The 8735-nt window shown below is 41.6% G+C and carries 8 protein-coding genes; 6 read left to right on the top strand and 2 right to left on the bottom strand.

All coding sequences use genetic code 11. From position 1 onward, the window contains the following. The 5 genes from VK664_RS01845 to VK664_RS01825 all read left to right on the top strand — a co-directional run. The coding region (locus tag VK664_RS01845) for a glycoside hydrolase family 99-like domain-containing protein (protein ID WP_461396893.1) at nucleotides 1–291 on the top strand (291 nt) is incomplete at its 5' end. 76 nt (nucleotides 292–367) lie between these two features. Further along, nucleotides 368–1498, top strand: coding sequence for a metallophosphoesterase family protein (locus VK664_RS01840; RefSeq protein ID WP_461396892.1), 1131 nt, complete (start codon nucleotides 368–370; stop codon nucleotides 1496–1498). A gap of 42 nt (nucleotides 1499–1540) precedes the next feature. Continuing rightward, on the top strand, nucleotides 1541–2701 hold the full coding sequence (locus VK664_RS01835) for a metallophosphoesterase family protein (RefSeq protein WP_461396891.1): 1161 nt from the start codon (nucleotides 1541–1543) through the stop codon (nucleotides 2699–2701). Between the two features lie 27 nt (nucleotides 2702–2728). Further along, the gene (locus VK664_RS01830) at nucleotides 2729–3970 is read left to right on the top strand and encodes a purple acid phosphatase family protein (RefSeq protein ID WP_461396890.1); all 1242 of its coding nucleotides are present in this window, start codon (nucleotides 2729–2731) and stop codon (nucleotides 3968–3970) included. A 56-nt stretch (nucleotides 3971–4026) separates the two neighbouring features. Continuing rightward, nucleotides 4027–4692: a hypothetical protein gene (locus VK664_RS01825; RefSeq protein ID WP_461396889.1), complete on the top strand. Its 666-nt coding sequence runs from the start codon at nucleotides 4027–4029 to the stop codon at nucleotides 4690–4692. Nucleotides 4693–4718: 26 nt separating this feature from the next. On the opposite strand, the gene VK664_RS01820 is transcribed toward VK664_RS01825, so the two are convergent. Beyond that, on the bottom strand, nucleotides 4719–5669 hold the full coding sequence (locus VK664_RS01820) for an alpha/beta hydrolase (protein ID WP_461396888.1): 951 nt from the start codon (nucleotides 5667–5669) through the stop codon (nucleotides 4719–4721). Between the two features lie 114 nt (nucleotides 5670–5783). Then, nucleotides 5784–7184: a Gfo/Idh/MocA family protein gene (locus tag VK664_RS01815; RefSeq protein WP_461396887.1), complete on the bottom strand. Its 1401-nt coding sequence runs from the start codon at nucleotides 7182–7184 to the stop codon at nucleotides 5784–5786. 819 nt (nucleotides 7185–8003) lie between these two features. Between VK664_RS01815 and VK664_RS01810 the strand changes: the two genes are divergently transcribed. Continuing rightward, nucleotides 8004–8726, top strand: a complete 723-nt coding sequence (locus VK664_RS01810) for a hypothetical protein (protein ID WP_461396886.1) — start codon at nucleotides 8004–8006, stop codon at nucleotides 8724–8726. Nucleotides 8727–8735 lie beyond the last annotated feature (9 nt).

Raw genomic sequence — 8735 nt, 5'->3', positions numbered from 1 at the left:
AAGAACTGGACCGATTCCACGACTGCCTGGGGCACGGTTGATTATGTTCCGTGCGTTCTTCCTGCATATAACGACAAGACCATGACGCCTGCGAGTAAGATATATGACCTGGAAAGGACTGAGAAATTTTATACTGATATGAGCAATGTAGCAAGGCGCAACATGAGTGATAAAAAACTGGTGCTGCTTAACTCATGGAACCATTTCCAGCAAGGTAATACCATCGAGCCAACGGTGGAATATGGAGAAACCTATCTGGATCTTACACGAAAACTTTTTAAAGCAAATTAACAATGAAGCGGCAGCTTACAAATTACTGCCGGCTTACAGTTGATAAGGCTATTCTGATTAACACATAAATGTATAGATGGAAAATTTTAGCAGGCGGAAATTCATTAATTCCCTGGGTGTGCTTTCAGCAGCGCTTCCTCTCGGTGCTTCGGCATTTGACTTTGTTCCTTCAAAAGGGAATGAGTTCAATTTTGTATTGCTGGGAGATCTTCATTACGACAAACTGGAACATCATGACATGAACTATGTGAAGGCGAAATATCCCAATGATATTGGTCAGATCGAGAATTATTCACGGATCACCCGTGATAATTTTCCGTTGTTGATGGATGTGACTAAGGAAAAGGCCAGGGAGGTAAATGCAGACTTCTGGCTACAACTAGGCGATTTTGTAGAAGGTCTTTGTGGTTCAGCATTACTTGCCCGCAAACAAACCAATGATTTCATTTCCTATGTAGCCTCAAAAGATCTGAAACGTCCGTTTTTTGTTGTGAAAGGCAATCATGATATAACCGGCGAGGGCGCCAGGGAAGTTTTTAAGGAAACGGTACTGGCATGGCAGACAAAAGAACAGAAAAAACAACTTTCTACTGCTAATTCAACCTTCGTTTACAAAACCACCCGTTTTGTAATTTTCGATTGTTATACGGCCGATGAAAGCCTGGAGTGGTTAAAAAAAGTATTGAAAGATCATAAAGAAGAAAACCTCATCTTCTGTGTTCACCAACCCATTGTACCGTATAACGCGCGGGCGAACTGGCATGTTTTTGCCAAACCCGGTCAGACGCAAAAACGCGAAGAACTGTTGAACCTCCTTGGTCAGCATCGTGCCATTGCATTTACCGGGCATCTGCACAAAACAAGCGTTCTTGTTCGCTCTACACCAAAAGGAAATTTTGTGCAGGTGGCCATCGGCAGTGTGATACCCGCGCCCAACGCCCCGGTAACAGATCATTTGAAGGGAGTGCAGTCTTATACTTCGGACCTCCTGCAACTCGAACCAAAGTTTTCACCTGAATCGCTTGACGAAAGAAAAACAAATCTTGAAAAAGAGGCGCCATTTATCCGGCATTTCGAATACGCAGATTTCTGCGGTTATGCTACCGTTGGGGTTTCAGCGAAGAGTGCGGTGACGATGTCGATCTATGCCAATACAGATAAGAAGGCCTGGGCTAATATAAACCTTACGGATTTGCTGAAAGCATAATATGCTGTGCAAATACCTGTGATAAACTAACGAACGAACAAAATGATTATTAAAGCGCTACTCTGCATCGCCTTTCTTAGCACAGCCATGATTTGCCGGGCACAGGATGTAAGTTTCATTGTATTGGGTGATATGCACTACGACCGCCTGGATGACCATGATCTGGATTACGTGACGACCAGACCGCAGGATTATCAGCAGATATTCAACGAGTATCCTCAGTACACAGCTTTCTTTATGCCTAAGTTCCTGCAAGTCATAAAAAGGCAGTCGGAGAAATTTACTCCCCAGGTTAAAGCTGTGGTTCAATTGGGCGATCTGACAGAAGGAGTATCGGGCAATTTTACGCTCGCTACGAAAATGAACAGGGGGGTAGTGGATATGATGCATTCGGTGAAGCTTCCCGTTCCATGGGTTCTTGTAAAAGGTAATCACGATGTAAGCAACAGTCCCGGTCAGCCGCAGGCCTGGGAAGAAGTGTTGCGTCCTTTTATGGAAGGACAGGTAAACAAAACTGTGAATCATGGCATGTATACGTTCCAGATCAGTGATGACGTGGAGTTATTTGTACTTGATCAATTCTTCAGTGTGGATAGAAATCTGCCCGAGACAGAGATGATCGCTTTTCTTGAGCGAGAGTTAGGACGGTCAAAGGCAAGGCACAAATTCATACTCACCCATCAGCCGGTGATCCCCATGAGCCAGCGATGCTGGCATCTGCTCAGCGGTATCCGCCGGCCTGTTGCAGACACAACGCTTAGGGAAAAATTCCTGAACTTGCTGGCAAAGCACAAGGCCATTGTGTTTTGCGCGCATGAGCATATGTATTCAGTACTTAGCCGAAACACCGCTTCAGGCCCCATTGTGCAAGTCATGCTTAACAGCGTGAACCGCGGGCTGGAACCGCCACAGCCAAAAAAGAAAGATTCGATTTTCAGGGGAGAGAAATGGGTAGATGACAATCTAACCTGGCAACCCGCTACGAATTCCGTTCGCAGAAAAATACTGCAAGAAGAAAAGGGTCATATCGGCCGGTTTTCAATAGCAGACCTGCCGGGTTATGCGATGATCTCCATTGTTGACGGGGAAGTGATCATGCGTTTCTTTAATGGGCTTTCTGAAACACCTTATGAACAACTTAATCTAACTGCCCTGCAAAAAAATAGCGGTGCTGTATTACCGGGCAAATCATCGCGCAGATAAAATGCACTGGCACACCTGACATCACAAATGAAAGGACTATTTCTATTTCTCTCCACAGTATTGGCTTTAACCGCTTACACACAGCCAAACGATATCCATATAAGTTGGAATGGGAGTAAGAAAGTTAATACAGCCAATACCATGGCTATAACCTGGATGAATGACAAGGCAGAGGACATGTTGCTATATGGACCGGACAGCGCTCTCCTGAACAATATAGGAGTTTTAGTGAAAACTTTTTCTGTTCCATTAAGCTCCTATGTTTATAAAGTCACTCTAAAGAAATTAAAGCCGGCAACATTCTATTATTATAAAGTGGGATCGAAAGAGAATGGATGGAGCGCTGAGTATCGTTTCAGAACGGGCCCCAAAGCAGGCTCAGAAGAAAAATTCACCGTAGGCATCTGGAGCGATACACAAAACAACCATAGCAACATCGAGTTCGCGCACACAGATACGATCGTTCAGGAACTTGTAAAAAATTCATTTTTATTCACGCTGCACAATGGAGATATAGTAGAAAATGGATCGGTTATAAAAAGCTGGAAGAATTTTTTCAATATCACCCAGGCTGTGAATGCCTCTTTCCCATTTATGTCCGTTACCGGAAATCATGATGTAGTGAATAGTGATACCTCGGTCTCTTTTCAAAAACCTTTCCCTGTTTACTATGATCTTTTCAATCTTCCTTCAGACCAGTTGAACTATTCTTATGATTATGGTAATACCCATTTCATAGCCATCAATTCCGGTTATGCTCAGGGCGCTGAGAAAAAAGGAAGAGTTTTGTTTGAGGAAGACTCCGAAGAATATCGATGGCTGGAGACCGATCTGAAGGCCGCAAGAAAAAACAGAAAGATAAAATGGATCATCTTGTATTGCCATTATCCTTTGTATTCATGGGGGGTAAGCCAAATTCCAACATGGCAAGGCCATATTAAACCGCTTGTTGACAAATATGAGGTGGACCTTTGCCTGGCCGGCCACCGGCATGTTTATGAACGTCATAAAGCCATAAGGAATACAACAATATTTGAACAGAAAGATCCGCATGTTTATGATCATCCGAAAGGCACTGTTTACATTACCAACGGATCATGCGGAGGCTCGCTACAGGGACCGGGAGGGATGCAACTACCGTCTATGTTATTCACACCGAACGAAAAAATATTCACCTTTGCAATGATGGAGGTTGAAGGGAAAAGCCTGCGGTACACGGTTTACGACAATAAGGGCAATGTGGTGGATCACTGCGAGATCATTAAATAGAGCATTTTTGCAGGCTATGGCAAAAAATCGGGATGTATCTGTAACTTGATGAATCTATGAAATATTTCAAAGGATTTGCTTTGTGTCTTATACTTTCATGCGGGCATCCCGATGAAGTTCCGCAGAAGTCAGATATAAGAGATACTGTCGTCAGGAATAAAGTAATGAGGTATACAGAAGATTCTACCGGTTCGGCTAATCATGAATCGGCGTTTGAACAAAATCTCGCAAAACTGTTAGGTCTGCAGCCGGTAACCGAAGGTTCAAAAGAGTTAAGCCTACGGGTGTGGCTCTGGGACGAAGAAGTGAAATATGTAATTAACCTGGAAAGGATAAACGCTGATTATTCCTGTGACCTGATAGGATTTAATTCCCGACAAACAGACAGTGGCGAAGTAATCATCATCCGTCATCAGGTTGTTAACGTGGAACCGCCGTCTGGTTGGACAACAGTAGATACCGAATTAAAAAAGCTGGAAAAAACATTGCTTACCAAACCCTACAAAGGTCGTCCTGGGGATTTGACCCACATGTCTTATGTTATTTTTGAACTAAGCAGTAACAATTCCTATTCCTATGCAAAATATCTGGAGCCTTCGTATCATAGATTTGTGGAGCCGGATGCGTTTGTAGTGCACAATTTTCTTAAGACATTTAATAGAGAACTCAGACTCAAGGCCTATCTTCCTGCAGAAAAGATGTATGCAGTTCCAGGTCAGTAAGATCAAAAATTCAATATGGACTTTTTTTATGAACTGATAAAGATTTTTATATCATTAACCCATTCCTGCTTATAGTTCTTCAAATAATTCTCATGACCGGCTTGCCTGTAAATTTCCATCTTTTTTCTGCCTCTTAGATTTTTAAAGATTTCATCTATTTCCGCTTTGCTGACTTTTTTATCTTCAGCTCCATATAACAATAGTGTCGGGCAGCTTATTGATTTGGCATATTCGGTTGGATTATGGCCAAAGGCCCAAAATCCATTCTGTACACCTCCCCAGAATACGAGAAGGCCTGCCATAGGAAAGGTAGGAGCATTCATTGTTTGAAATCGTGCGCAAACAGTTTTATACATAGTTCCAAACGGGCATTCAAGAATTATCCCGCCTGGGTTTAAATGATAATCATGCATTGCTTTCATGATGGCAACAGAACCCATTGATGTACCGAATAAGAAAATATTCCTTTCACCCTTATTTTTCAAATATTCAAACGATGTCTTAACCTGCTCTGCTTCGAAGTAACCGATAGTGGTTTGGTTACCTTCTGAACCTCCCGATCCCATAAAATCCACGAGCAGAGTGCTATAACCCAAATTCAAAAATTCTTCCGCCTTATCCAGCATGGAAGATTTGTCACCGCCATATCCATGGAAAATAATGATGGTTCCCTTTGCTCCTGATTGAGGAATATACCAACATTCAATTTCTTTATTACTTTTTAACCTGATCGTTTCGAATTTCCGGGATGGAAATATTTTATTTGTTGGCCTTGGATTGCTAACGCCAAAGAATAATGTCTTAAACTTTTGAGCTGTGCTGAGCTTTACGGGATCTCCGGTCCTGGCGATTTCATGGGTTATAAAATGAGTAAACTTATAAGCATGAAAAAAGGCAACCACATTCATCAGGAGGAATAGTAGAAGAAAAATGATAATTCCCCGTTTAAAGAAACTCTTACGCCTGGTAGTTTTCATGTTTTTGTTGGTTGCCAAGGGGTTTAATGTCGTCTGCCTGCGTGGAAGTCTAAAAAATAATTCCGGCATGAATCACGCATGAGATCCTTGCCGGAATTGAGTATAATGATAAGTTTAAACCAGCTTCATCTTAACCGGATCCCAATTGATAACTTTCTTTTTAAAATAACTCTCATTACAGGATAATGCCGGTGCCGCTGCCCTGAAACCAAATGTCGCATCTTCAACAACCGTTTTACCGGTTCTTACTGCATCAAAGAAATTGGTGAAATGATCCAGGTGATCGCTATAACCTTGTGGCGCTTTGAACTCTACATCAGGTTTGGTTGGTTTTTTTCTTTGTGCCTCTGTCCACTTGGCGTTGTATTCCTTTGTCATCTCTTCCTGCATACTCTTAGAAAAAGTGAAAACGGAATCATAACCACCAAAACCAGGTGCCTCGGGCATCAGGCTATGTTTAATATTCAAATTATTACCCCGCACTTCCATTACACCTTCTGAACCTGTGAATCTTATTAGCTCCTGTCCACCGGTACCGCTGATAAAATTCACCTGCAGTGTTAACTGGAAAGCCGGGTGCTCCGGTGTGTCACCATATTGCATAACACCAGCCATAACATCAGGCAGGTTGCGGCCATCTTTCCAATAGCTGAACTGGCCCGAGCTGTAAATCGATTTTGGCCCCAATGAGTTAGTGATAAAATGAGTACCGCTTAACAGATGGATGAACAGATCACCTGCTACACCAGTACCTACTTCTTTGAATGCGCGCCACCAGAAAAACTTTTTGGAATCATAAGCCATCTTATCTGTTACTTCAATAAACCTGTCCCAGTCAGTTGTTTCTGCATTTGCATCTTTTGGTATGGTATATTGCCAGGCGCCGATAGAACTTTGGCGATCATAAACCGCATTTACCATATTGAGTTTTCCTATTTCGCCCGCAGCTAATAATTCTTTTGCTTTTGCCAGGGCAATGCTACTTACGCGCTGGCTGCCTACCTGCAACACTTTGCCTGTTTTTTTCTGAGCCTCTATTATACCAGGGCCCTCACTTATCTTATAAACCATTGGTTTCTCACAATACACGGCTTTGCCTTTTGCTAACGCATCTTTTGTGATACGTGAGTGCCAGACATCGGTGGTAGCAACAATAACTGCGTCTATATCTGATCTGTCTAATAGCTCTTTGTAGTTCCGGGTTGTAAAAAGTTCGTTGCCATACTGTTCTTTCGCATTTACCAACCTGCCCGGATAAAGATCACAAATGCCCGCAAGTTCCACACCAGGCACTCTTAACGCTGTTGTCAGATCGAAATGGCCCTGTACTCCATAACCAATAACACCGAGGCGGATCTTATCTGCGTTTGCAATTTTCCTTTCATAGAACAACGTTCTTTGTTCTGCTTTTTCCTGCCCTGCAAGGGTGCTTAAGGGTGACACGGCGGCCAACATACCTGTGGCGCCAATTTGCTGTAAAAATCTTCTGCGGGATGACCGGCTTTCTTTTGACATGGTGCAATTTTATTTTGGACTTTCAAATTACTGAATTAAATGACTTGTGCGGGTCGTTTAATTTAATTTTTAATTATCGGTCATATATAGTTTCATATATAGTTTTATTATTTCTCCTGATATTAAAATATTTAATGAACTGTTAAGAAGAAGTTATTGAATAGCTGCGATTGCCTGTATTTCGTGCGAATGGCCGGAGCAGTCACAGGTTTCAGGCTACAAAAGGTAAAAACTTACAATGCATTTCGAAGGGAAGCTGAATCAGATATTTGTTGGACATCATAGAGAAAAATCGCTGTAATTCAACAGGAACAATGCTTACAGGTATGAAAACACAGGTCTGTGATGATGAAATCAGGTTTAAGTTGTACAGTACTGTCGGTTTAACTGTTGTACTTTTGATAAAGGAAGTCAGAACAAAGGTTTTCAGAAACAAGGGACCATCGAAAAGGTGAAAATTTCAAAGCCAGGGTAAATGACACAGGGGACTTCCACTTAAAGCAATTTTTCGAATTTTTTTCATATGGCAAGCAATCGTTAGAGGTCGTCTGTTTCTACAGAGGACCCTTTTTTTTATATACATCTCCCGCAAAATGTAAAGCTCCCGCTTGTTGCTGTTCAACGTTAACCCAGCCGCGAACAAATATGGTTGCCAATTTGTATCTTATGTTATTGCTATTGCCATTGTTGCCACCCGACTACAAATTTTCTTTTTCAATTTCAATGTGGGTTTCCTCAATTCAATGACAGTGTTCAGGATAATGATGATGATTCTGTTCTTCAAACCGATTCAATAGATTTGCAGAACAACCCATTACCATGAGTTCTAAAAAAAGCATGCTTGTTATCTTATTGTCATTTTTCTCGCTGGTGCTAAAATCACAAACTGCAGATGATGTGATCAACAGTTATATTAAATTTATCGGCGGCGAAAAGAACTGGAAGGCGGTGCAGACGCTGACCATTTCCGGGGTCTATAATTATGTTGGTGTTTCGTTCCCTTTTATCTCTTATTCTAAGAGGCCAAACCTTTACAAATACATTGTAACAGCAAATGACAAATCGTTTATACAAGCTTTCGATGGAAAGCAGGGGTGGCGAATTGATGGATTCAAAGATGAAAAAGACAAAACTATTCTGAAAGACCGTCAGGCTACTGCCATGGCGAACGAAGCGGATGTAGAACTGGAAAGCCCTTTTATCAATTACCGAGAAAAAGGCAATAAGGTGCAGTTGGAAGGTATGGATACTTCAGTTAGCCATGGTGCTTACAAAATAAAACTTACGCACAAGAATGGGAATACTGAAACTTACTTTTTCAACAGTAAAGATTTTTCTCTTGTAAAAAAACTGGCAATTTCTACAAATGATGAGATGGATAAAGCAATCTTAGATGTAGAGTATAGCAACTACAAAGTAATTGGTAATATAAAAGCGCCTCACAATATTTCACATACTACAAATGGGCAACCTGTACTTAAGATAACGATTGGTCACATTGAACTGAATACGCCTATTAATAATAGCATATTTAATCCGTGATAAATTAAA

Source organism: Flavitalea sp. (assembly GCF_035489435.1).
Lineage (GTDB): Bacteria > Bacteroidota > Bacteroidia > Chitinophagales > Chitinophagaceae > DATHKG01.
Note: the sequence above shows the minus strand (reverse complement) of the source record. Positions and strands in the feature narration are given on the sequence as shown.

Bases quoted from the DNA above. Each gene is read 5' to 3' on its own strand.
- VK664_RS01840 (WP_461396892.1), top strand. From the start codon at position 368: ATGGAAAATTTTAGCAGGCGGAAATTCATTAATTCCCTGGGTGTGCTT.
- VK664_RS01835 (WP_461396891.1), top strand. From the start codon at position 1,541: ATGATTATTAAAGCGCTACTCTGCATCGCCTTTCTTAGCACAGCCATG.
- VK664_RS01830 (WP_461396890.1), top strand. From the start codon at position 2,729: ATGAAAGGACTATTTCTATTTCTCTCCACAGTATTGGCTTTAACCGCT.
- VK664_RS01825 (WP_461396889.1), top strand. From the start codon at position 4,027: ATGAAATATTTCAAAGGATTTGCTTTGTGTCTTATACTTTCATGCGGG.
- VK664_RS01820 (WP_461396888.1), bottom strand. From the start codon at position 5,669: ATGAAAACTACCAGGCGTAAGAGTTTCTTTAAACGGGGAATTATCATT.
- VK664_RS01815 (WP_461396887.1), bottom strand. From the start codon at position 7,184: ATGTCAAAAGAAAGCCGGTCATCCCGCAGAAGATTTTTACAGCAAATT.
- VK664_RS01810 (WP_461396886.1), top strand. From the start codon at position 8,004: ATGAGTTCTAAAAAAAGCATGCTTGTTATCTTATTGTCATTTTTCTCG.